This is a genomic window from Bacillota bacterium (assembly GCA_040754315.1).
Classification (GTDB): Bacteria; Bacillota; Sulfobacillia; order DUSP01; family JBFMCS01; genus JBFMCS01.
The window spans coordinates 1-23,297 of sequence record JBFMCS010000022.1 but is presented as its reverse complement, the minus strand read 5'-3'; the positions used below and the strand labels follow the sequence as shown (position 1 = coordinate 23,297).

21 protein-coding genes and 2 pseudogenes are annotated in these 23,297 nt (G+C 61.1%); all 23 read left to right on the top strand.

Features of this window, described 5'->3' with window-relative positions:
- Positions 1-451 precede the first annotated feature (451 nt).
- A complete protein-coding gene (locus tag AB1576_04495) occupies positions 452-1,117 on the top strand; it encodes a GntR family transcriptional regulator (GenBank protein MEW6081030.1) in 666 nt (221 codons plus the stop codon).
- A gap of 268 nt (positions 1,118-1,385) precedes the next feature.
- Positions 1,386-1,871, top strand: a pseudogene (locus AB1576_04490) (transposase).
- Positions 1,872-1,927: 56 nt separating this feature from the next.
- Positions 1,928-2,713, top strand: a complete 786-nt coding sequence (locus tag AB1576_04485) for a dihydroorotate dehydrogenase electron transfer subunit (GenBank protein ID MEW6081029.1) — start codon at positions 1,928-1,930, stop codon at positions 2,711-2,713.
- A 6-nt stretch (positions 2,714-2,719) separates the two neighbouring features.
- Complete coding sequence (locus AB1576_04480; protein ID MEW6081028.1) at positions 2,720-3,682, top strand: dihydroorotate dehydrogenase; 963 nt, start codon at positions 2,720-2,722, stop codon at positions 3,680-3,682.
- Positions 3,663-4,064, top strand: coding sequence for a 4Fe-4S dicluster domain-containing protein (locus tag AB1576_04475; protein MEW6081027.1), 402 nt, complete (start codon positions 3,663-3,665; stop codon positions 4,062-4,064). Before AB1576_04480 ends, AB1576_04475 begins: the two co-directional genes overlap by 20 nt.
- Positions 4,064-5,935: an aldehyde ferredoxin oxidoreductase family protein gene (locus AB1576_04470; GenBank protein MEW6081026.1), complete on the top strand. Its 1,872-nt coding sequence runs from the start codon at positions 4,064-4,066 to the stop codon at positions 5,933-5,935. The genes AB1576_04475 and AB1576_04470 overlap by 1 nt, the downstream gene beginning before the upstream one ends.
- On the top strand, positions 5,932-6,963 hold the full coding sequence (locus AB1576_04465) for an agmatinase family protein (GenBank protein ID MEW6081025.1): 1,032 nt from the start codon (positions 5,932-5,934) through the stop codon (positions 6,961-6,963). Before AB1576_04470 ends, AB1576_04465 begins: the two co-directional genes overlap by 4 nt.
- Positions 6,964-7,100: 137 nt before the next feature.
- Positions 7,101-7,973 carry a branched-chain amino acid ABC transporter permease gene (locus AB1576_04460; protein ID MEW6081024.1) on the top strand — a complete coding sequence of 291 codons (873 nt, stop codon included), beginning with the start codon at positions 7,101-7,103 and terminating at the stop codon, positions 7,971-7,973.
- A gap of 19 nt (positions 7,974-7,992) precedes the next feature.
- Complete coding sequence (locus tag AB1576_04455; protein MEW6081023.1) at positions 7,993-8,946, top strand: branched-chain amino acid ABC transporter permease; 954 nt, start codon at positions 7,993-7,995, stop codon at positions 8,944-8,946.
- A 33-nt stretch (positions 8,947-8,979) separates the two neighbouring features.
- Positions 8,980-9,759 (top strand): ABC transporter ATP-binding protein, encoded by a 780-nt coding sequence (locus tag AB1576_04450; protein MEW6081022.1) that lies wholly within the window; start codon positions 8,980-8,982, stop codon positions 9,757-9,759.
- Positions 9,759-10,469, top strand: coding sequence for an ABC transporter ATP-binding protein (locus AB1576_04445; GenBank protein MEW6081021.1), 711 nt, complete (start codon positions 9,759-9,761; stop codon positions 10,467-10,469). The genes AB1576_04450 and AB1576_04445 overlap by 1 nt, the downstream gene beginning before the upstream one ends.
- Before the next feature lie 96 nt (positions 10,470-10,565).
- On the top strand, positions 10,566-11,759 hold the full coding sequence (locus AB1576_04440) for an ABC transporter substrate-binding protein (GenBank protein MEW6081020.1): 1,194 nt from the start codon (positions 10,566-10,568) through the stop codon (positions 11,757-11,759).
- 97 nt (positions 11,760-11,856) lie between these two features.
- Positions 11,857-13,527 carry an FAD-binding protein gene (locus tag AB1576_04435; GenBank protein MEW6081019.1) on the top strand — a complete coding sequence of 557 codons (1,671 nt, stop codon included), beginning with the start codon at positions 11,857-11,859 and terminating at the stop codon, positions 13,525-13,527.
- On the top strand, positions 13,524-13,868 hold the full coding sequence (locus tag AB1576_04430; protein MEW6081018.1) for a 2Fe-2S iron-sulfur cluster-binding protein: 345 nt from the start codon (positions 13,524-13,526) through the stop codon (positions 13,866-13,868). Before AB1576_04435 ends, AB1576_04430 begins: the two co-directional genes overlap by 4 nt.
- A gap of 49 nt (positions 13,869-13,917) precedes the next feature.
- Positions 13,918-15,396 (top strand): amidohydrolase family protein, encoded by a 1,479-nt coding sequence (locus tag AB1576_04425; protein ID MEW6081017.1) that lies wholly within the window; start codon positions 13,918-13,920, stop codon positions 15,394-15,396.
- Positions 15,393-16,436, top strand: a complete 1,044-nt coding sequence (locus AB1576_04420; GenBank protein MEW6081016.1) for a Gfo/Idh/MocA family oxidoreductase — start codon at positions 15,393-15,395, stop codon at positions 16,434-16,436. The genes AB1576_04425 and AB1576_04420 overlap by 4 nt, the downstream gene beginning before the upstream one ends.
- 4 nt (positions 16,437-16,440) lie before the next feature.
- Positions 16,441-17,322 (top strand): annotated as a pseudogene (locus AB1576_04415) (arginase family protein).
- 24 nt (positions 17,323-17,346) lie between these two features.
- Entirely contained in the window at positions 17,347-18,078 is a 732-nt protein-coding gene (locus AB1576_04410) for an Asp/Glu racemase (protein MEW6081015.1), read from the top strand.
- A 44-nt stretch (positions 18,079-18,122) separates the two neighbouring features.
- A complete protein-coding gene (locus AB1576_04405; protein ID MEW6081014.1) occupies positions 18,123-19,316 on the top strand; it encodes a pyridoxal phosphate-dependent aminotransferase in 1,194 nt (397 codons plus the stop codon).
- A gap of 31 nt (positions 19,317-19,347) precedes the next feature.
- Positions 19,348-20,454, top strand: coding sequence for an NAD/NADP octopine/nopaline dehydrogenase family protein (locus tag AB1576_04400; GenBank protein ID MEW6081013.1), 1,107 nt, complete (start codon positions 19,348-19,350; stop codon positions 20,452-20,454).
- Between the two features lie 16 nt (positions 20,455-20,470).
- Positions 20,471-21,154, top strand: a complete 684-nt coding sequence (locus AB1576_04395) for a DUF2848 family protein (GenBank protein ID MEW6081012.1) — start codon at positions 20,471-20,473, stop codon at positions 21,152-21,154.
- A 59-nt stretch (positions 21,155-21,213) separates the two neighbouring features.
- Positions 21,214-21,528, top strand: a complete 315-nt coding sequence (locus AB1576_04390; protein ID MEW6081011.1) for a cupin domain-containing protein — start codon at positions 21,214-21,216, stop codon at positions 21,526-21,528.
- A gap of 80 nt (positions 21,529-21,608) precedes the next feature.
- On the top strand, positions 21,609-23,177 hold the full coding sequence (locus tag AB1576_04385; GenBank protein ID MEW6081010.1) for a hypothetical protein: 1,569 nt from the start codon (positions 21,609-21,611) through the stop codon (positions 23,175-23,177).
- The last annotated feature ends 120 nt before the right edge of the window (positions 23,178-23,297 follow it).

The following is a 23,297-nucleotide window of genomic DNA, read 5'->3' as shown; positions in this document are numbered from 1 at the left end:
CCCCCGGTGATAACTTCCATTGCCTCTCATCCCACCTGACCACCGAGTTAACGATATCCGCAAGACCCACCTCATCGCAAAGGGCTGCAATCAATGACGTCGCCCCTGCCTGGATGGCCCGTAACCCTTCCGCTATCACCCCTACATCCCCCCGCTCTTTTCCTAACTCGGGGGATTCAAGCCCTTACTCCCAAATCCTGCTTGGTTACATATATTCCCACCTAATTCTTCTCAAGGGGTGCGGAATACGTGCTAACATCTGAGGATGACCCGAAATGCCGCCGGGCCAAAGTCAAGGCGACTCGACACAAGGATTTTGAGGTTGTATGTAGTATATTACACGTAGCCTACTACATACCAATGCATAAACTCAACACTCTTTTCACAAATGACAGCACACTAGCAATCCAGTTTGTGATGTGTGGGTGTCTGAAGATGAGGAGAAGACCTAATGGTTGGGGACTTAAAATCAGTCAACAGGCCCAAAACCCTCAAGCAAATGGCTTATCAGGAAATAAAGACATCAATCCTGAATGGGCAATTGGTGGCTGGGGAGGTGTATTCGGAGGGGAAGATCGCCAAAGCCCTGAACATCTCCCGCACGCCAGTCAGGGAAGCCTTCCTGGACCTGCAGCGGGATGGACTAGTAGGGGCTCTTCCGCAAAGAGGCATGATAATCCGAAAGGTATCTCAAGGAGTAAGAGACGAAGTTTTCCTTCTCAGGCGAACCATCGAGGCGATGATCATTGAGCAATTGCCTGGGAAAATAGGTCTGCACGACCTTAGCAGGCTCCGCGGGATTCTTGCCGGGCAGCAAGAAGCGATCGAGCAAGAGGATATGGTAAAGTTCCTGGATTACGATGAAGAGTTTCATCTAACTCTAGCTGAACTGACAGGCTACCACAGAGTAAGAGAGATTTTAGTCAACTTACGTGATCTTACTCGCCTAATGGGTATGTCCACCTTGCAGTGGCCCGGCAGAATGGAACTGGTACTGACAGAGCATAAGGCGGTTTTCCAGGCCCTCAGCGAAAGGGACTTTGCCGCAGCTAAGAAGGCCATGATCGTGCACCTCACTAATACCGAGCGTAGTCTCAGCGAGCCGGAATCGTCATAGTCTCTAGATTACTTGTTAATACCGGAGTAGTCCCCCATGCCGGGAAAGAACACCGGCACCACAAAGGATGAAAATCTCATGACCACGAATGTTTTGCCGCAATAAACCCGGTGGAAGAAGGTCGGTTCTCCTTGGTGCCGGAGAGCCCGTGGAGTAGTCTGACTTTGGTGATCTTGGGGCACCACTTAATGTGGCTCCCAACAGGGGAAGCACGCAAGGTAGATTCTTGACATGGAGGTCACCCGCCGGGGAATGGGGGGCTGCAGTCATGAAGGTTCTTTACGAGCGGTGCTGCAGACTGGATATTCACCAGGCATCAAAATCACTGTGTGTTTGATCACTCCCGGAGAGAAGGACATTCGTACCTATGGCACGATGACTCAGGATTTATTGGAGCTAGCTGATTGCCTGGTTTCAAAAGGGTGCACCCACGTAGCTATGGAGAGTACAGGTGTGTACTGGACACCTTCTTGAAGCAACGGGCGTGGAGATCTTGGTAGTGAATGATCATATCAAAGCCGTACCAGACCGCAAGACAGATATAAAGGATGCTGAGTGGTCACGGGCGGGACTCTGCCCGGGAAACAATGAAAGTGCTGGTAAACGAAAGAACGGCCGAACCCGCAAGGCTAATCCAGCCCTGCGAACCAGTCTTGTTGAAGCGGCAAGGTCTGCCGCACGTACACGTGGCACCTTAGAGACTTGCCTCATGGAACATTGCCGATTGTACGGAAGATCGGCTGAACAAAACTGATAGACATCACGTTAAATGTCCATCCAGTTACGTTGAATGCCCGGAGGGGAACAGCAGTGTTCGTCACAGGTACAATCATTGGACGCCAAGAGACCACGCCCGGGTATGTTACACTGGCAGTGTCCGCTCCAGAGATTGCAAGGGCAGCTTCGCCCGGCCAATTCGTGATGGTACGGGGATGGGAAGGCTTTGATCCGCTGTTGCCGAGACCCTTCAGTTTCCACCGACTCCATCCCGCCCGTGGTTCCTTCCATCTCTTGGTCAGGATTGCAGGAAAGGCCACCAGCCTCATGGCGGCCTGGTCGCCCGGCCACAGCGTGTCTCTCCTCGGTCCCCTGGGGACGGGGTTTACCCTTCCACGGAAGGGCGCTTCAGCAGCCATCGTGACCCGGGGCGCGGGCGTTGCCCCCATGGTGGCGCTGGCTGAAAGACTCAAGGCCCGCGGGGTTGGGGTGAAGGCCTTCATGTCAGCCAGGAGCCGCACATCCATGGTGTGCTACGAGACCATGTGCCGTCTTGCCCAGTCCGTGGAGGTTACGAGCGATGACGGGTCCATGGGACCCCCTGGCCTGGTGACGGACTTCCTGGAGAGACACATCGGGACCCAGTGCGTTGATGTGGTGTACGTGTGTGGTTCCAGAAGACTCGCAAGAGCTGTCTCCAGGCTGCAGAAGGTTCACGGGTTCAGTGCGTTCGTATCCCTGGAGGAGCACATGGCCTGCGGAGTAGGGGCATGCAAGGGATGCGTAGTTGGGGTTGCTGAGGCCGGCTCCGGCCTCACCTACCGGAGGGTCTGCCGGGAGGGGCCTTTATTCCCCCTGGAGATCCTCTGCCTGGAGTGATCATACATGGCTGACCTCACCGCCTGCCTAGGCAGGCTCAGGCTCAAGAACCCGGTCATGCCGGCATCGGGGACCTTCTGCTGCTTCGAGGATAATCCCGGTGCCATTGACCCAGGAAGTCTCGGCGCGGTGGTGACTAAGACCGTTACCCTTGTTCCCAGGCCAGGCAATCCCCCACCCAGACTTCTTGAGACGGCCTGCGGCCTTCTGAACACTGTTGGCCTGCCGTCCCCGGGCATTGGCGCCTTTCTCAGCGAGGAACTCCCGAGACTCAGGATGATAGGGACGGCCCTCATCGTCAGCATCGCCGGGGAACGGATGAGGGAGTACGCGGAACTGGCGGTAAGGCTAGGTCAGGAACGAGGCGTGGCCGCGCTGGAACTGAACCTCTCCTGCCCCAACGTGGAGAAAGGGTTGAACTTCTCTTCAGACGCCCGCATGCTGGCCCAGGTGGTGACCGCGGTCCGGCGGGAGACGACCCTACCGGTGATAGCCAAGCTATCACCCAACGTCGCCAGCATAGTGGAGATGGCAAGAACAGCGGCGGATGCCGGGGCGGACGCCGTGTCGGCGGTCAACACGTTTCAGGGAATGGCCGTAGATGTTCTCAAGAGGAGGCCCGTTTTCCACAACATTCACGGTGGGCTCTCTGGTCCCGCCATCAAGCCACTCGCCCTGAAGGCGGTCTGGGACATTTACCGGGGTACCTCCATCCCCATCATCGGAATGGGTGGCATCTCCACACCCGATGACGCACTGGAGTTCCTCCTGGCGGGGGCCAGCGCAGTGGCTATAGGCACTGCTAACTTCTTCAATCCACTGACCATGGCCCAGGTCATCGAGGGCATTCAAGACTACCTGGAAGAAGGGGGCTTTGCATCACTAGGTGACATCACCGGCCTGGCACATGATGACTTTGGAGGGGGAGGGGATACCCATAGGGTCCGTCATGAAGACAAGTGCCGGTGACTGCACCGGCTGCAGGCTATGTGAGAACGTCTGCGCCTTCTCTCACCACGGTGTGTTTCAGCCGAGCCTGTCCCGGGTGAAGGTGTCCAGGAGGGATATGGGCCAGGACAAGCCCGTGATATGCAAGAACTGCCCGAAGCCCCGCTGCGTCGAGGCTTGCGACGTGGGAGCTATCACTGTCGGCTCGGAGCTCGGGGGGTATGTCCTCATAGACTTGACCTCCTGCACAGGATGCGGCCAATGCGTCAAGGCATGCCCCTTTGATGCTATCTGGCTGGATGACAGGGGAATGCCCTACAAGTGCGATTTCTGCCTGGGGGAGGTAAAGTGCGTGAAGCGCTGTCCCACTTCAGCCCTGTTCTGGACCGGGGGTGAAGGCTAATGCCCTGCGGATGGACGGGAAAACGGCTCGTAGTCGACCTCTCTTCCGGGACAGTGGCCACCCAACCCATACCTGAGGAGCTAGCCAGGGCCTTCCTGGGTGGACGGGGACTCAACATCCGTACGCTCGCAGCCATGACAGGTCCGGAGACTGACCCCTTGGGCCCTGAGAACCCCATCCTCATGGCGACAGGTCCCCTGACCGGCACCGACGCTCCGGGAACTCCCCGCTTCAACGTGGGAGGCCGCTCCCCCCTTACCGGTATCCTGGGGGATGCCAACGCCGGAGGCTTTTTCGGGCCGGAGATGAAATTTGCCGGATACGACCAGATAGTTGTGACCGGAAGGGCCAGGGGCCCTGTTTACCTCGCTATCGTTGACGGTGAGGCCGAGGTCCGGGATGCGGAAGCCATCTGGGGCCTCGACACCTGGGACACCCACGATGCCATACGCAAGGACCTGAAAGACCCCGCAGTGCAGGTCTCCTGCATAGGGCCGGCCGGGGAGAGACTGGTGCCCATAGCGGCCATCATCACCAGCTACGGCCGCGCGGCCGCCCGCACCGGACTGGCGGCGGTGATGGGCTCCAAGAGACTCAAAGCGGTGGCGGTCAGGGGCACAGGGCCCGTGAAGGTCCGCGATGGGCGCCGGTGGGCCCGGGCTGTCAGGAACGCCCTCACCCACCTGGAGAACGCCCCGTCACTCCCCATAAGGGCACGGTTCGGCACCACCATGTTGATAGACTTGTACAACCGCATGGGACTTTTGCCCACCCGCAACAACCAGCGGGGCGTTTTCAGCGAGGCGGCGGACATCGGTTGCGAGACCCTGGAGGCTCACTACGTGAAAGGCCTGAAGGCCTGTTTCGCCTGTCCCGTGCACTGCAGCCGCTACTACCGTGTGGAGGAGGGGCCCTATGCGGGCACCCATGGCGAAGGGCCTGAATTCGAGACTCTGGCTGCCTTGGGCTCCCGCTGCGGCAACAGCGACCTTGGTTCCATCCTGTACCTAAACAGCCTGGCAAACCGGGAAGGCATCGACACGATATCCCTGGGTGGCGTGCTCGGCTTCGTCCTTGAGAGCCTTGAGGCGGGAGTGCTGACTCCGGGTGATCTAGACGGCCTCGCGCCCCGGTGGGGAGATCCGGGAGCTCTCGTAGAGCTAACCCTCAAGATTTCGCGGAGGGAGGGCATCGGTGACCTGCTGGCCCAGGGGGTCAGGCGGGCTTCGCTCCAATTCCCTGGTTCGGAGCGCTATGCCCTCCACGTGAAGGGACTTGAAGTCCCTGAACAGGAGATCCGTGGTCTCAAGGCCTGGGGGTTAGGCTGGGCTGTCTCTAGCCGGGGGGCGGACCACCTCAGGGCATTCCCCGTTGCGGAGACCACTCTCACAAAGGAGGAGGCCGAACGGCTCTTCGGCGCGTCCACGGTGACTGAGAGGCTGAGGTATGAGGGCAAGGAGATGCTGGTGAAGTGGTCGGAAGAAATCAGCGCTGTGAGTGATTCCGCTGAGTTTTGCAAGTTCGTCACCATGAGCATGGCCCTGCCTGTTGACCACATCGTGGATCTCCTAGTGGCCGCCACCGGACGGGAATTCACCCCGGACGAGACAATGCGTATAGGCGAGCGTGTGGTCAACCTGGAGCGCCTCTACAACGTAAGCCTAGGTGTGACGGGCGAGGCTGACACAGTGCCTGAGAGGTTTCTGAAAGAGCCCCTTCCCGACGGGTCGGCAGCTGGAGAGATCTTTGATCTCAATGCCGTGCTCCAAGCGTACTACAGGTCCAGGGGCTGGGACAAGAATGGGGTTCCGTACCAGGAGACTGCCAGGAGGCTGGATCTGGACAGTATCCCCTGGGGAGGCACTCTGTGAGGCCCGAGAGAGACAATGACAGCGAGGAGGAGATCGTCGTGATACTGCCGTCGGAAGCGGAGAAGCTGCTACTGCCCGTGGAAAGACCCGGCAAGTTCGTTCCTGATGAGTACGACATAGAGGTTGCAGACCTCGTCAAACCCTGGAAGGAGGTATCGGCAGCGGACATAGGCATTCTGGGTGTTCCCTTCGACACTGGCGTCATGATCCGCCGGGGGTGCCGCTTTGGTCCCAAGGGCATCCGGGAGGCCCTGGTGTTCTCCACCAGTTACGAGCCTGGCCTGGACGTGGACCTCTCCCATGGCATCACCTTAGTGGACTTCGGCGACGTGGATTGCCTTCATACCGATGTGCTCGGGACCCACCAGCGGATCGAGACCGTGGTCACCGAGATATTCAGGCTGGGAGTGAACCCAGTGATCCTCGGAGGCGACCACAGCATCACCTACGCTACCGCTAAGTCACTTATGAACACCACCAAAGGCAACATCGGCCTCATAATGATCGACGGGCACCTGGACGTGCGCATCTCTCACCACGGGGAGGTGTCCAGCGGCACGCCTTTCCGCCGTCTCCTGGAGGTTCCCGGCGAGCCCCTCAAGGGGAAGAACCTGGTGGAGCTGGGGATCAACGGCTGGCACAACTCCAGGTTCTACCGGGAGTACTGTCGGGAGAAGGGTGTCACCGTGATACCCGCCCGCCAGGTGCACCAGCGGGGGATAGAAGCCGTAGTCCAAGAGGCCCTGGACAGGGCCTCCGAAGGGACTCAGGCCATATTCCTCAGCATCGACATCGACGGCCTTGACTTCGGCGCGGCGCCTGGGACTTGCGCTCCCAACCCTGGAGGGCTCACCTCCTTCCAGGCCTTGGAGGCCACGTGGCTCATAGGCCGGCATCCGCTGGTCAGGGGGATGGACATCGTGGAGGTCGCCCCGCCACTGGACGTGCTTGGCCTCACCTCTATGATGGCGGCTTCCCTAGTCATGCAGTACATAGGTGCCACCAAAGCGAAGCTGGACCGGGCATAACCGGCCCGGCATGGCAATGGTCCCGCGCTAGAGAGGCGGAATCTTGCGAACGAGTGCCCCTGGCCCCACCTCGGGGGTACCAGGGGAGACGCAGTGGAACGTGCGGGGCGCCCAGACGCCCACAAGGGGGACTGGTAATGCTTCTGGACCAGATCATTAACGGGCTCACCGTCGGCAGCGTATACACTCTGGTAGGGGTGGGTTACACCCTCATCTACGGTGTCCTTGGACTCATCAACTTCGCCCACGGTGCCATCTACACTGCCGGCGCCTACTTTGCCTTCACCCTCCTGGCCACCTGGAACACCGGATTCACCCTGGCCTTCCTTCTGGCCATGGTGTTAACCGCTATTCTCGGAATGGTGGTGGAGAAGGTGGCCTACTATCCCCTCAGGCACGCCCGTCTGGATTGCCAGGTTATCAGCGTGTTCGGAACCGCCATCGTGTTGGAGAACGTTATCATGCTGGTGTGGGGGTCCAAACCGAGACCATTTCCCGCGGACATCCTGGCCTCCACTGTCAGAGTGGGTAGTTTCACGTTTTCCATGATACAGCTGGCCATGTTCGCCACAGCCCTTGGCACCATGGTTATCCTGTACTTGCTGGTGTACAGGACCAAGGTGGGCATTGCCATGAGGGCCTGCAGTATGGACAACGAGACGGCCAACCTGATGGGTGTGGACATAGAAAGGCTCAGGCTTGGCACCTTCGCGCTCAGCGCGGCACTAGCGGCAAGCGCGGGCACCCTCATAGGCATCTATTACCGGATGGTTTCCTTCAACATGGGACTCAGCGTCGTCATCAAGGCCTTCGTGGTTGCCATCACCGGCGGCATCGGCAACATCGTGGGGGCGTTCTTCAGTGGTTTGGTGCTGGGCCAGATCGAGAGCCTCGGTGCCGCCTACGTGTCCTCGGGCTACCGGGACGCCTTCGTCTACGTGGTCCTGATCCTGCTGCTTCTGTTCAAGCCGGGCGGCCTCTTCGGCAAACTGACCCAGGAGAAAGTGTAGAGGGGGGGCGCGATCAGATTTGAACACCCTGGGAAGCGCGAAAGCGAGCACCGCAGCCTCCAGGATGCCGTACCTCTGGGGTCTCCCGTTGCTGGCCCTCCTGGTGCTGCCCATGACCATATCCAGTCCCTACGTGCTCCACGTCATAGTGCTCGTGGGATACTACTCCGCCGTGGCACTGAGCCTGGATATCATAGCCGGGTTTCTCGGGGAACTTTCCTTCGGCCACGCCGGTTTCCTGGCAGTGGGTGCCTACACCGGTGCTCTCCTCACCCTGAAGGTGTTCACGGGGTGGTGGGGATTCTGGTTGTCCCTCCCCATTGGGGGCCTCATGGCTCTCGTAATGGGGATAGCCATCGGCATACCCACCCTCAGGATCAAGGGCCACTACTTCTTCATAGTGACCATGGGTTTTGGCGAGATCGTCCGCTTTATCCTGTTGAACTGGATCTCCCTCACCCGAGGGCCGCTGGGGCTTACCGGGATCGCCTCACCCCAGATAGGCACCTTTATGTTCCGGGAGAGGAGCCACTACTACTACCTGATCCTGGCCCTTGGCCTCGTAACCTTAGTGGCGGTGAGACGCCTCCGGAACTCATACATAGGGAGGGCCTGGGTGGCCATCCGAGAGAACGACCTGGCTGCTGAAACCATGGGCGTTAATCTCACCTACTACAAGGTCCTGGCTTTCCTGGTGTCGGCCTTCTTCGCGGGTCTGGCGGGCGTGTTCTTCGCCCACTACCTGAACTACCTGCACCCCAACAACTTCGTTGCCCTCGAGAGCATCATGATCCTGATGATGGTGATCCTAGGGGGCCAGGGCACCATATGGGGGCCAATCGTAGGTGCCGTCATACTGGTGGGCGCCCAGGAGATCCTGCGGCCTGTGGCGGAGATGCGGATGCTCTTCGTAGGGGTGCTGATGGTGGTTCTGATGGTGTTCCGGCCAAACGGCCTGTTGGGAAGACGCTGACACAGGTCCAAGGCAATAGGGAGGTGAGCGTCATTGTCGCACGATCATCTGCTGGCAGGCTTTCAGGTGACCCGGCATTTCGGGGGCCTTCTCGCCGTAGACCACGTGGACTTTCACGTGGACAATGCAGGGGAAATTCTCGGCCTCATCGGCCCTAACGGCGCCGGCAAGACCACCCTCTTCAACCTCATTTCCGGAAATATCAAGCCTACCTCCGGCCGCCTGGAGTTTGAGGGCAGGGACCTCATCCCCATGCCTGCCCACAGCATGGCCTCCATGGGGATCGCTCGTACATTCCAGAACATAAGGCTGTTCGGGAGCATGACAGTTCTCGAGAACGTACTCCTGGGGATGCACTGCACCTTCAGAAGCGGGTTCTGGTCAGTGCTGCTCAGGAAGGCGCGCTTCGCCACGGAGGAAAGCGACAGGGTGAAGAAGGCTGAGGCCCTCCTGGAGTTCCTGGGGCTCCAGGCAATGAAGAGGGAGCTCGCCCGGAACCTCCCCTACGGCATGCAGCGACGACTGGAAATAGCCAGGGCCCTGGGGACTGGCCCCAAACTCCTGCTGGTGGACGAGCCTACTGCCGGGATGAACGAACAAGAGACAGTCGCCCTGATGGATTTCATCCGCCAGATCAGAGACCAGTTTCGTCTCACCATCTTCCTTATCGAGCACAACATGAGGTTCGTAATGGGCCTGTGCGAGCGCATAATAGTTTTGAACAACGGAGTCAAGATAGCGGAGGGCGTTCCTGAGGCTATCCAGAACGACAGCCGCGTGATCGAGGCCTACCTTGGGAAGGGGGCCGCGTGATGCTGAGTCTCGAGGGCGTGCGGGCAGGATATGGTCCCCTCAACATCCTGAACGACGTGAGCCTGGACGTCATGCAGGGAGAGGTAATCACCCTTCTTGGTAACAACGGGGCCGGAAAGACCACCACCCTGAGGGCCATTACCGGGCTTCTTCCGGTGAAGAAGGGACGGGTCACCCTTGAGGGCCAGGACATCTCCCACCTGAAGCCCCACGAGATCGTGAGGAGGGGCATATCGTGCGTTCCGGAAGGCAGGAAGATCTTCTCGAAGCTCACGGTCACGGAGAACCTCATCATGGGAGCCTACCTGAACAGCAACAGGCAGGCCACACAGGATACCATGGACAGGGTGTTCCAGATCTTCCCGGTGCTCCGGGAACGCAAGAGGCAGATGGGCGGCTCCCTCAGCGGTGGTGAGCAGCAGATGCTTGCGATAGGACGCGGCCTCATGGCCAAGCCCAAGGTATTGTTGCTGGACGAGCCCTCCATGGGACTGGCGCCAAAGCTGGTGGAACTCATCTTCCAGATCGTCAAGGAGATAAACCGGGGGGGTGCGACTATCCTGCTGGTAGAGCAGAATGCCCGTATGGCCTTGAGCATCGCCCACAGGGGCTACGTGATGGAGTCCGGCACCATCCGAGCCTTGGGCCGGGCAGAGGACCTTAGTGGAGACGAGGGGATCAAGAGAGCCTACCTTGGCACTGCGGATTAGCGGACACCAAGACCGAGGAGGGAGGTGCATGGAAAGGCAGGGGAAGATGGCGACCCAGGAGTTAGGAGACAAGAGACCGAAGGAGGGGAGAAAGACATGCTCAGAACGAATCTTCACAGAGTACTGGCACTTGGCCTATCAATACTGATCATCACGGCTCTAGCGGGATGCGGTGGAGGGCAAGCCACCCAGCCCACGGACACAGGGGAGAAGCCCGCGGAGGCTGAGACCTTCAAGGTTGGCCTAGGCGCCTCCTTCACGGGTGACTACGCTGTCTACGGTCACTATCACTACAATGCAGCGAAGCTTGCGGCGGACGAGATCAATGCCGCCGGTGGCGTTCTCGGCAGGAAGATAGAACTGGTCAAGGGTGACGACAAGGCTGATCCCAAGGAAGCCGCCAGCGTGGCGCAGAAATTCGTGGCCGACAAGGACGTAGTGGCGGTACTAGGGCACATCTTCAGCTCCACCAGCCTTGCCGCCGGGCCTATCTACCAGCAGGGAGGGCTGTCCTCCATAGTGGTTCTGGCGTCAAACCCGAAGGTGCCCCTCGTGGGTGACTACATCTTCCGCATCAACGTTCACGACGGGATTGCCGGGTCCCAGACCGCCGAGTACGTCGTCAAGAGCATGGGCAAGAAGAGGATCGGTATACTGGTGGACAACACCGACTACTGCATCGGCTTCAAGGACGCCTTCGTGGCCAAGGCCGAGGAACTGGGGGGCAGCATCACGGACGTGGAGTTCTACATGGGCCAGCAGGATAAGGACTTCAGCGTTGTCCTGAGGAAGCTCCAGGAGAAGAACCCCGAAGTGGTCCTATTATCCTCCTACCACACGGAGGGGGCCCTCATTACGCAGCAGGTGCGCCAGATGGGCTGGGACGTCCAGCTCGTGGCCCCGGACGCCTGTGCCACGCCGGACTACCTGGAACTGGCGGGTGCGGCCGCAGAAGGCGCCGTGCTAACCACCTACTTCCACAGGGACGTGCCGGATCCCAAGGCACAGGCACTGGTGAAGACGTACGAGGAGACCTTTAACGAAGAGACCTTTGTAAGCGTTCCCTACACCTACGACGCCATGTACGTGCTGATTGCCGCCATCGAGAGGGCCGGGTCCTTCGACAGGGCCGCCATCAGGGACGAGATCGCCAAGACAAAGGACTTCCCTGGCGTCACAGGGTCCATCACCTTCGACGAGGACGGTGACAGGCCCGTAGGCTGGAACATCGTGCTGGATGTCAAAAACGGCGAGTTCGTGATAAGGGATATGATCATGGGCACTGAGTGATAGGATGGCGACGCCTGCCGGGGGGCTTGGCTTCCCCGGACAGGCTGCGGCCTGAGCAGCGACTCCCTTGAGTCCTACCGGAGGAGCGAAGGGCACAGTGATACTGGAGACGGATCTCCTTGTGCTGGGCGGGGGCGGCACCGGTGCCAGGGCTGCCCTGGCGGCCGCTGAGGAGGGGCTGGCGGTTACCCTGGTCTCCAAGAACCCGCCGGGCCGCTCGGGCAGCACGGCTTTGGCCTTCGAGACTATGCAGGCAGCGCTCGGCCCCGGTGATTCTCCCGAGCTTCACTGCCATGACACCTTCACTTGCGGAAGGAGCTTGAGCTACCCTCATCTGGCGCGAGCCCTGGCCGGTGATGCCCCCGGGAGGGTCAAGGACCTGGCTGACCTCGGGGTGGACTTCAAAAGAGACCTGTACGGGCGGATAACCCTCATCCACGAGCCCGGGCAGACCGTGAGCCGATCCTGCTTCATAAACGGGGGTGGCTCGCAGCTCATGAAGGTGCTGGTGAGGGCGCTTTCCCGGGCTGGGGTGGAAGTACTACCTGACGTTGCCTGCCTTGAGGTTGTGCTGTGGGACGGCAGCGTGGCAGGGGCCGTCCTCCTGGACCTAGCCTCAGGAAACGTCCTGCCTGTCAAGGCGGGGGCAGTGATCCTCGCCACGGGAGGCTACGGGCAGCTGTGGTCCATGACGGACACCGCCGTAGACACCACGGGTGACGGGGTGGCACTGGCCTACCGTGCTGGCGCCACCCTCACTGACCTGGAGATGGTATTGTTCTACCCCACTGCCGTCGTGCACCCTCACTCCTGCAAGGGGATGTTGATACCGTACGAGGTGTTCCTGGACCCCGCCGGGCTTGCAGGGAGACTTCTGAACTCCGACGGGACACCACTGGACACGAGTCCACTACCCACCCGGGACACGCTGGTGTCCATGATGATGGCCCAGTTTCACCAGGAGAAGGCGACACCCAACGGAGGTTTATGGCTAGACCTTGCCTCTAGCCCGCTGACCCATGGCCGAAAGCAAGAACTGATGGCCCAGCACCTGCCCCGGGCATACATTCGCCACCTCGGTGCCTTGGGAGTGGATATCCTGGAGAGCCCTGTGGAGGTTTCTCCCATGGTCCACTACAGCCTGGGCGGGGTGCTCATTGACGAGAATGGGTTGACGACGGTGCCTGGTCTCTTCGCCGCGGGGGAGGTGGCGGGCAACGTACACGGCGCTAACCGACTCTCCGGGAACGCCCTCACCGAGACGCAGGTGTTCGGCTACAGGGCGGGAAAGGCCGCCTCCTCGTACCTGAAGCCCCTGCGGGCGGCAACAGGCGAGGACATGGTCGTTCGGGCAGCGAGGGGCTGGCGGGAGCGGACACTGGGCCTCCTTGCCCCCAAGAGTGGCCAGCTGCGCCCCCACGAGATAAAGGCGGCCCTGAAAGCGGAGGCGTGGAAGCACCTGGGGCTTGAGCGGAATGACGGCGGTATGAGGGCGTTCCTGGATTTCCTGGAGGACGCCAGCGGAAACCTTGGACTAATGGGCGTCCTAGAGGGGTTGGACACGCCCTACCCTTATCCCCTGCTGGAGGCCCTGGAGGTATCCATGATGCTGGAGACATCGAGGCTCGTAGCCCTGTCCGCCATAGCCCGAGAGGAAACCCGGGGGCACCATTTCCGCTCCGACTACCCAGATGCGCTGGAGGAACCCTCCCACACCCAGGTGTCTCCCCAGGGGGAGGGCTCCGTGATAAGGAGGGCGGTCCTGTGAACGACCCGAGGCTCCCGCCCCGTCACTCCGACACCATCCGGCTCACCGTACGCCGGCAGGGGGCCACGGCTGACGGCCCTCAGGCCTTCGAAATCAGGGTGGAGGAACCGGTGACCCTGCAGGAGGCCCTGGAAAGCGTCTACAAGCATTGCGATGAAACGGTGGCCTTCAGGCACTTCACCTGCAGGCGAGGCATATGTGGGTCCTGCATGGCGCTCTTGGATGGCAGGGTCGTAATGGCCTGTGAGGAGTTGCTTTTCCCCGGGCGGGAGTACTCCGTGGCCGCGCCGCCCGGAAAAGAGGTCATCCGAGATCTCGTCTTTAAAACGCGACCCGGCTGAGGCAAGGGGTCGCTGGGCGGCACAATGGCTCGCTGAGGAGGTGATGGCGGTGTCCGAGGATACCTTCTGGGGCGTTGATCTCCTCATAAGGAACGCCCGGATCATGCGAGATGACCCTTTCGAGAACAGCGTCAGGGTGGATGTGGGAATAGTCGGTGACAAGATAGCCTTCGTGGACAGCCTCCACGACCATGAGACGAAGCCTGGCCGGGTCCTGGACGCCAGGGACCGCTTTCTCCTGCCAGGTCTTGTCAACGCCCACACCCATTCCTACGGTAACCTTTTCAAGGGGATGACGGATCGTCTTCCTCTAGAGGTATGGATGCTATTCGCACTGGCGGCCAGAGGTATGACGCCCGAGGAGGCCCACGCCAGCGCCCTCCTAGGGTGTGTCGACCTGATAAGGAGCGGGGTCACCACCGTCCTGGACCAGATCACTCTCCCGCTGGAGGGTCTGGACCGGGTGGGGCAGGCCTACCTGCAGGCTGGCCTCCGGGCGTTCCTCTCTCCCATGGTCAGTGACAGGCCCTACCAGGCTACCCTCCCTATCAGTGAGGGGGACCTGCCCGGGGAGCTGCTGGAAGACTTCAACAGGGGGGCCAACACAACCGAGCAGGCAGTGGGGCTCTGCCGAGAGGTCGCCACCCTCTGGAAGCGGGGGGAACTCAGAGGGTTCTCCGGGGTACACCTGGGGCCATCGGGGCCCCAGCGGTGCAGCGACGCGCTCCTGGTTTGCCTGCATCAGATGGCCGTAGAGATGGACCTGGGAGTTCACACCCACCTGTTGGAGACCCGGATCCAGCGGGACACGGCCCACGCCTTCTACGGGCAGAACATGCTCCTCCACCTGGAGGACCTCGGAATACTGTCTGACCGCTGGTCCTTCGCTCACGGGGTATGGCTCGCTGAGCCTGAGGCGCTTCGTCTTGGGGGCAAGCGGGGTGTCACCGTTGTCCACAACCCGGTCAGTAACCTGTTCCTGGCCAGCGGGATAGCTCCGGTCAAGAGGTTAATTGAGGCCGGGATCAACGTTGCGCTGGGCACCGATGGTGCTAACTGCGCCGGGAACCAGAGCATGTTTGAGGCCATGAAGATGGCGGCGTGCTTGGGCAAGGTGAGGGAAAGGGACCCGGACATGTGGCTTACCGGGACAGAGGTCTTCACCATGGCCACGCGCACAGGCGCAGGTATGCTGGGGGTGCCCGCAGGGGATATCGAAGCAGGCCAGAAGGCGGACCTTGTGCTCATGGAGGAGCGCCCTTGGTGCGTGCCGGAGAGCCACATAGTCAACCAGGTGGTGTACTCCGCGGGTGCTGGCGACGTCAGCGCTGTCGTAGCTGGGGGACGCGTGCTCATGGAGGAAGGCACCCTGCTCACCATCGACGAGAAGGAAACCTACGCCATGGCCCTGGAGGCGCTCAGATCTGTCCTGTCCCGGAACAAGGAAGCTTTCCGGCAGGCCGAAAGGTATTCCGGTGAACTCATGAGGGTCTACCGGCGTCTTGCCCATCTCGGAGAAAGACGGTGACAGCCGTGCCCCAGGGAGATCAGATCCGGGTGGTGCTGGCAGGCTGCGGGTACATCGCCCAGGCAGCCCACATACCAAGCCTTCTCATGACCGATGGCATGTGCCTTGCCGCCGTGGTCGACAGGCGGGAAAGGCTTGCGTGGGTTATCGGGGGGCGCTTGGGGGTCCCAGCTTTCACCAGCCTCCCCCAATGCCTGGACAGCGTCCAGGCTGACGCCGTTATCGTTAGCACCGGCAGATTCAGCCACCCAGCGCTCGTCACGGAAGCCGCGAACCGGGGCCTCCACGTGCTGGTAGAAAAACCGCTAGCTGATACCGTGAGGGACGCTAGGGCCATGACGGACTCGATCACTGGATCCGGCGTCGTGGCCATGGTGGGGTACATGAGGAGGTACGACGATGACTGTGAATACGTGCGGGAGACGCTCAGGACTGGAAGGCTGGGCCGGGTTCACGCGGCCGTTTCCCACTTCGAGCTGGGGCTTCCACCCCGGTTTGCCCGCTTTGACGGCGGGATCACCCAGGGCTCGGGTCCTCCGCCCATAGGCAGCCTCCGGGAGTCTCTCCTGGAGGAATCCATTCACCATATCAATCTCATGCGGTTCTGGTTTGGAGAAGTGTCCCAGGTGCTGTTTGTCCGGGGCGATCCGGACAGGGGCGTGTACGAGATGGTGTTCCTATCGGAGGATGGTGTACTGGTGACCCACCTGAACGTGGCCCTGATGGGCCACGGCGAGCAGGTCTGGGTATACGGGGACAGGGGTAACGTACATACCCGGCTCTGGTCTCCCCACTTTCCCTACCGTCACGCTGACACGGTGGTCTTCCATCTGGACAGTGGTACCGGGAGGGAGGAGAGGCCACTGATCCCTAGAATGAGCCCATACCTGAATCTCATGACGCACTTCAGGGATGCCATCAGGGACGGAGTGACCGTCAAAACCCCTGTTGAGGATGCGGTGAGAGACCTGGAGGCGATAGAAGAGGTGGTTTTGGTGGCTGGGGACATGGGGGCCGCTGGCGGAAGCGAGGGGGGGTAAGACGTTGACGCTGAGGTTTGGCATCCCGGGAATACCGCACGATACCTCCGCAGGCCTGGGCAGGCCCAGTGCCCGCTACGCGCCGGCCGAGGTGCGCAAGAGCCTCAAGTGGAACCTCAACCGCATCCAGGGAGACGGCATCTACGACGTGAAGACGGGCAGGACCGTCCCACTGGGAGGAGCAGGGGTGACGGGCCACGGCGATGTGGAGGTCATCGGCCATGACTATGTCCTGATGCTCGAGAAAACCGAGGTCCCGGTGCTACGGCTGCTGGAGAACGGCGTCATCCCTGTGATCATTGGTGGCGACCACTCAGTGAGCCTGCCGGGACTCAAGGCGCTTCACTCGGTCGCGGAAGGAGCCATGGGCATCATCCAGATGGACGCCCATCTCAACCTTGTGGATGACTCCCCGGTGCAGGGGCGTCTGTCCGGGAGCAGCGAGATCCGGAGGGCGCTGGAACTGCCCAGGGTTTCAGCGACTAACCTGGTCCAGGTGGGAGTGAGGGGCTACAACTACCCTGACCAGCTTGCCTACATCCAGGAGCAGGGAATTGACCAGATACCTGCCCCGGAGTTCAGCCGCATGGGACCGGGTGAGGCTCCGGAAGGACCCTTGAGGTGGCGACATCGCCGACAGGGTGTACTTCACGCTGGACATTAGCGCGCTGGATCCGGCCTTCGCGCCGGATCCGGCGCCGACGAGTCAGGAGGCCTCACGGCCCGGGAGGTCCTGGTGTTTGTGATGCTGGTGGCCCCTCACGTCTCGATCTTGGATATCGTCGAGGTGAACCCGATGATGGACTTCAGGGGCATGACTTCCGCGGTAGCGGCCCGGATCATCATGGACTTCGTGGTGCCGGTTATCAGTGCCCGGGCTCAGTGAGATCCCGTGAAGGGGTGTGACCAGGTGAGAGTTCAGTACGGGTGGCGGGCGAGGATAGGTCTTATCAACATAGCGTCAAGCGCCGTGATGGAGCCGGAGTTCTACGCCATGATCCCCGAGGGTGTGGCGGTGCTCACTGCCAGGGTCACTCTGGGCAAGGTGACACCGGAGGAACTGGCCTCCCTCTCGGAGAAGGGTGGCCAAGTTGAGGGGGTTACCAGGGCACTGGCAACAGCCAGACCGCACGTGATCACCTTTGGCTGCACAGCCGGGAGCTTCGTGAAGGGGCCCGGCTACGATCAGGGTATAGTCAGGATGATGGAGGAGGTGTCAGGGGGCATCCGGTGCACAACAACCACCACCGCAGTGGTGGAGGCCGCGAAGGCACTGGGACTCAGGCGCCTGGCTGTGGGGACCCCCTACATTGATGAAGTGAACGAGCGGGCAACACGGTTCCTTGAGGCTGTCGGCTTCCAGATCGTGAGTATGAAGGGCCTTGGGATAGTGGACGACTTCACCATAGGGGAGCAGACCTCGGCGACCGTGTACAACCTGGCCAGAGAGGTGGACGTGCCGGAGGCGGATGGTGTCTTCCTGAGCTGCACTAACCTCAGGGGTGCCGAGGTGATCCAGGCGCTCGAACTTGACCTGGGAAAGCCAGTAATCACTGCCATCCAGGCCACCGTGTGGCATAGCCTGAGACTGGTGGGGGTACGGGAACCGGTCAGGGGTTTCGGGAGACTGATGGAGATCTAAGCGTCCCCTGCCTTTCCTGCGGGGGAGCGGATGGGAGGAGTACCATGACAGGTTGCGGAGGGTCCCGGCAGTACCTTTCAAGAAGGGCCCTCGGGTTGCCTCCATTTGGGATCCGGAGGGTTTACGAAGAGGCTGTAGCCATGGAGCGACAGGGGGTTGACGTAATCCACCTGGAGCTAGGCAGACCCGATTTCGATACTCCGGCCCACATCAAGGCGGCGGCGATTGACGCCATCAACAGGGGTCAGGTGCACTACACGTCCAACAATGGTCTTCTTGAACTCAGGGAGGCGGTTGCCCGGAAACTCGAGAGGGAGTGCGGGCTGGAGTATGACCCCAAGAGCGAGATATTCATCACCGCAGGAGGGTCAGAAGCGCTCAATGTCACCTTCGCCGCGATCCTGTCGGACGGCGACGAAATGCTGCTTCCGGTTCCCTGCTACTCGACCTACCTGAACCTGCCCGCATTCCTTGGGGCCGAGGCCACAGCGGTGGTTTGCCTGGAAGAGGAGGGGTACCAGGTGGACACGGAGCGGCTGGAGAGGAGTGTCACCCCGAAAACCAGGGCCATCATGGTGAACTCGCCCTGCAATCCCACGGGGGCAGTGTGGGACCGGCGTACGATGGAAGGCCTCGCCCGGGTTGCCCGCGAGCATGACCTCCTGGTCATCTCCGATGAGGTGTACGAGTACCTGGTGTATGACGGGGCTCGGGCCGTAAGCCCGGCGGCCCTGCCCGGGATGCGGGAGAGGACCTTCATCCTGAACAGCATCTCCAAAACCTACTCGGCCACGGGCTGGAGAATAGGGTACGTGGCGGGGCCGGCCCACCTGATGGAGACCGCCCTGAGGGTCCACCAGCACAACGTGGCCTCCGCGAACACTTTCGCTCAATGGGGCGCCCTAGCCGCCTTGGAGGGGCCACAGGACGAAGTGTTCCACATGGTGAAGGCCTTCGACGAGCGCAGGCGCTTCCTTTACGGCGCCCTCAGTCAGATACCAGGAATGAAGTGCAACCGTCCTCAGGGGGCGTTCTACATGTTTCCCGACATCAGCGCCTACGGCGTGTCTTCCGAGGAGTTGACCATGTATCTCCTGAAAGAGGCTCACGTGGCGGTGGTGCACGGGTCTGCCTTCGGCGACGCAGGGGAGGGCCACATAAGGATTTCCTACGCAAGTTCCCTGGAGAGCCTTAAGGCGGCCGTCGGCCGCATGGCAGACGCCATTGAGAAGCTGTGAGAAACCAATATCTGAGATAGGGTGTGGTCTCGTGGGTCTGGGAGAGAGTATCGCTGTGCTTGGTGCCGGTAACGGCGGGTACGCCATGGCGGGGGACCTCGCCTCGAGGGGGCTCCCCGTGGCCTTCTACGAGCACCCTTCATTCGCGGAGGGCTTCGCGGAGACCCTGTCCACCGGGGGGGTTGTCCTCGAGGGTGCCCTCGGCACACGCTCATCTCGGGTGCACCTCGCCACCACTGACATCGGGGAGGTCATGGAGACCTCGTCCCTGCTCAACCTGGTGGTGCCCTCAACTGCCCAGGAGACCTTCTTCAGGGCCATGATGGCCCACCTCAGGGACGGCCATACGGTGGTGGTGTGGGCCGGGCGTTTCGGGTCACTGAGGCTCCTTCACCTCCTGAAGGAGTCCGGGATCCAGCGAGACATCACCGTGGTGGAGGCTAACACGCTGCCCTACGGGGTGAGGCGCTCCGGCCCCAATGTGGCCAGGGTGCTCTATACCTCCCTGAGGCTGTACCTGGCACCTGTGCCCCGATCCAACACCGGCAAGGTAATTGAGGAAATAGGTGCCCTGTACGAGGGTGCGCAGGCCTCCGACAGCCTTCTGGCTGCCGCCTTCAGCAACCCTGCGCTGGTCGTCTTCGGTATCGGGGCGCTCCTCAACGTAGCCAGGATCCAGCACACCAAGGGCAAGTTCTACCTGTTCGGCGAGGGCATCACCGAGGGCGTGGCTGATGTAATGGAGGCCGCGTACCGGGAGATGGAGGAGGTTGGCAGGGCCCTGGGGTTCTCGATCCCCGGGTACACAAGGGAGGAGTTCAGGGGACCCGCCAGCATCGAAGGGGTCAACTTCACCTCTCCCGGCGGTGTTGAGGACTTCGCGAAAATGGACGGACCCAGCACCGTGCGGGGGCGCTACATGATGGAGAACATCGGTGACGGCATTGTCCCCATTGCGCAACTGGCCAGGAGGGTCGATGTGGCCTGCCCGGTGCTGGATGCCGTGATCACACTGGGCTCCATCGTCTGTCAGGATGACTTCCTAAACAAGGGAAGGAACCTCAACAGGCTGGGCATGGGAGAGGCTAATCCAGCGGAGATCAGGCGCGTTTCCACGGAGGGTTTCTGGGCTCGCTGAAGAGGGAGGTGAGAGTATGCTTGTCCTGGAGTTCAGGTTGCCGTACGGTGAGAACCTGACCTTTCCCGCGAGCAAGGTCATCAACGGCGGTTACACGGGAAGGGACGCCGCCGCCGTGCAGGCCCACGTAGAGGAGCTCGAGAAGGAAGGGATCGCGCCTCCCCTGAGGACGCCCCTGTTCTTCCCGGTGCCTCGGGACAGAGTGACACTGGCCGCGGAGGTGGAAGTGGTGGGTGAAAACACCTCCGGGGAGGTGGAGTACGTCCTCCTGGTGTCAGGTGATGATCTATTTGTGACGGTAGCCAGCGATCATACCGACAGGACACTGGAACGCGTTGACATGCTTGCGTCGAAGGCGCTGTGCCCCAACGTGCTGGCACCCGTCGCCTGGAGATACGAAGAGGTCCAGGGGCACTGGGATGAGATCATGATCAGGAGTTGGATCGGAGAGGGCCGGCGTACGCTACGACAGGAGGCACCCCTGGCCGCCATCATGGCGCCTGGCGACTTGATGGCAGAGGTTGCCCGGAGCGTGAAAGGGCCGTTGGAGGGGGTGGTCATCCTGTCCGGAACGGTGGCTTCCAGGGGTGAGGGCTCGGGAGTGGCCGGGTTCTTCGAGTTCGAGATGGAGGACCCACGGCTTGGACGACGAATCTCCTGGGGGTACCGCATCACGAGGACCGACTGGTACCGGCCGTAAACAGACAGAAGGGAGGGTGCCAATTGCCCAAGCCAGAACTGGAGTTCTTCGACACCGACATGATACCGTGGCAGCCCGTGGAGGATGCTCAGGCCGGGATCTACGAGAAGATCCTCAGCAGGGACCCGGAGACCGGGTCCTACGCGAGGTTGCTGAAGTTCAACCCTGGATTGCGCATGAAGGAGACGCTGGTTCATGACTTCTGGGAAGAAGTTTACATCCTGGAGGGGTCCCTCATAGACCATGCGAAGGGTGAGACCTTCACCAAGGGGATGTACGCCTGCAGGCCGCCAGGGATGATTCACGGGCCCTACGACATCCCCTTTGGCTGTGTCACCCTGGAGACTCGCTGCTATGTGCGCGGCGAGAAGTAACGCCATCGGGAGGTGCAAGGCTTGCTGGAGGGCAAGGATATTCTGACCACTGAACAACTGACCAGGGAACATGTGGAGACATCCTGGCAGTAGCTGCCAGGTTCGATGAGGCTCTCAAGAACCGCTGGGTACTCAAGACTATGGAGGGCATGGTTATGGCTGCCCTGTTCTTCGAGCCCAGCACGAGAACGCGCCTGTCCTCCGAGAGCGCCATCCTCAGGCTGGGGGGCAGTGTCATCAACGTGGCCGATGCGAAGGCGTCGTCGGCGGCCAAGGGTGAAACCCTGCACGATTTATATCAACGCGAGGGGGCCGTGAAAGTGAATCCCACACTGCTCATGGTACCTATGGCCTTTGACGACACCCCGGATACCCGGATCGTTGAAAGAATGCGTGACGCAGCCTTGAGCCTGGAGAAGGCCGGGGCCAACGTGATCGCCCTGGAACCTGTCTCCAGTGCAGACGACGTCAACAGGTGCCATGAAGCCCTGAGGTGTGGCAGCGTTGACGGTGTGGTGCTTATCCTGGCTACCTGGGCCCTGCCACAGCTGGCCCTGAGGTGCGTGGATGCGTCCCGAGGGCTGCCCCTGCTCCTTTGGGGGTTCACCGGAATGTCGGAGGGACGGGACAGGCTGTCCACAGCCGGCATGATCCTCGCGGCGGCGCTGAGACCCACACTCATGGACCTCGAAGTGCCGCACCACTTCACATGGGGTATGCCCGGGCAGGAACCGGCTGAGGGCGACGTCTGGGCGTTTGCCAGGGCCACGGCTGCCATCTCCTTGGTGCGTGGCGCCCGCCTGGGGCTTCTGGGCTACCAGGCCATGGGCATCCACGCTGGTGCCCTGGATCCCGTACTCTTGAAGAGGGTACTGGGAGCAGACATCCACCACATCGATACCTCCGAGCTCCTGGCGCTGCTGGAGAATCCCCCCAGGGAAGGGGCTCCCGATGTGTCGTCAATGCTCGGGCCGGACCACGGCATCCCCCGGGAGACCCTGAACGCTCTGGACAGGATGACGGCTGCCCTGTACGCCCTGGTGGAACGACATGCCCTTACAGGTCTCACGGTCAAGTGCCACTTTGAACTCTCCCAGACCCTGGGGGTAGCGGCTTGCCTGCCCCTTTCCGTTCTCGCAGACCACCTGCCGGTGTCCTGCGAAGGAGACCTGCCCCTGCTGGTGACACAGGTACTGTGCCACGGCCTGTCAGGAGACCCTTGCGGCTTCGCGGACATCTATGACATCGACAGGGGCCATCTCGTGGGGGCTACGTGTGGGTACATGCCCGCTTCGTTCTGTGACGGCCCGCTGCGGGCGTCCCCCTGGACGGAAGGGTACGGGTTAGGCTTCGCCAACTCATCCCCTGTGAGAGAGTTTGACACCACCCTGGCCCGCCTGCAGCCCAGACGAGACCGATTCGTGCTGCACCAGTCAGACGGCCGGTGCGTGAAGATGACCGGCGGGTGGCGGGAGATCGGGTGCCCCCCCTTCGCGTCCACCGCAATCAGGCTGGCATCGCCGCTGGAACCCTTCATCCGGAACCTCCAGGGGCCCCACTACACCCTCACCGGGGCTGCCGTGAGCCCCGAACTTGGCATGGCTGCGCGGATGCTCAAGATAGATGTCCTCAAGGAGGAGGTGAACTAGGGGGTCAGCGAGGTCTTTGCCCGAGTACAGCACGATGGGAGGGAATACCGTGGCCGATGTGTTCTTGAGAAAAGCTAGCGGACTGGTACGTGAGGTTGCGGCAAAGGACGTGGTATTCTA

Excerpts from the sequence above, each read along its gene's own strand:
- AB1576_04445 (MEW6081021.1), top strand. The coding sequence starts at position 9,759 with ATGCTGAGTCTCGAGGGCGTGCGGGCAGGATATGGTCCCCTCAACATC.
- AB1576_04495 (MEW6081030.1), top strand. The coding sequence starts at position 452 with ATGGTTGGGGACTTAAAATCAGTCAACAGGCCCAAAACCCTCAAGCAA.
- AB1576_04405 (MEW6081014.1), top strand. The coding sequence starts at position 18,123 with ATGACAGGTTGCGGAGGGTCCCGGCAGTACCTTTCAAGAAGGGCCCTC.
- AB1576_04395 (MEW6081012.1), top strand. The coding sequence starts at position 20,471 with ATGCTTGTCCTGGAGTTCAGGTTGCCGTACGGTGAGAACCTGACCTTT.
- AB1576_04390 (MEW6081011.1), top strand. The coding sequence starts at position 21,214 with ATGATACCGTGGCAGCCCGTGGAGGATGCTCAGGCCGGGATCTACGAG.
- AB1576_04480 (MEW6081028.1), top strand. The coding sequence starts at position 2,720 with ATGGCTGACCTCACCGCCTGCCTAGGCAGGCTCAGGCTCAAGAACCCG.
- AB1576_04440 (MEW6081020.1), top strand. The coding sequence starts at position 10,566 with ATGCTCAGAACGAATCTTCACAGAGTACTGGCACTTGGCCTATCAATA.
- AB1576_04470 (MEW6081026.1), top strand. The coding sequence starts at position 4,064 with ATGCCCTGCGGATGGACGGGAAAACGGCTCGTAGTCGACCTCTCTTCC.
- AB1576_04475 (MEW6081027.1), top strand. The coding sequence starts at position 3,663 with ATGAAGACAAGTGCCGGTGACTGCACCGGCTGCAGGCTATGTGAGAAC.
- AB1576_04460 (MEW6081024.1), top strand. The coding sequence starts at position 7,101 with ATGCTTCTGGACCAGATCATTAACGGGCTCACCGTCGGCAGCGTATAC.